The 243-nt window shown below is 43.2% G+C and carries 1 pseudogene; it reads left to right on the top strand.

The features are described from left to right. Nucleotides 1-19 precede the first annotated feature (19 nt). Nucleotides 20-243, top strand: a pseudogene (locus ACTF5Q_RS11750) (ester cyclase); the annotation flags it as partial.

Raw genomic sequence — 243 nt, 5'->3', positions numbered from 1 at the left:
AGTTAACGTTAGACAGGCAATGCGATCCACCACTAAAGCCGATGTAGCGATCCGGATGTGTCATCCTTTTGGAGATTTAGAGAACTCGGATAATATTTACGAAAAAATCTATCGTCCTTTAAATACTTCGTTGCCTGACTTAGAGCGTCGAGATCTTATTGTGATAGCAGGGTGCACTCCTCAAGGTGATCACTGGATTGGCTGGATGGGGAATTACATGGGTACTTTTCTAGCGCCATTTTT

Origin of the sequence: Candidatus Salinivivens marinus (assembly GCF_965655845.1) — a bacterium.
GTDB classification, from domain to species: Bacteria; Pseudomonadota; Alphaproteobacteria; order Rhodobacterales; family Rhodobacteraceae; genus Salinivivens; species Salinivivens marinus.
Note: the sequence above shows the minus strand (reverse complement) of the source record. Positions and strands in the feature narration are given on the sequence as shown.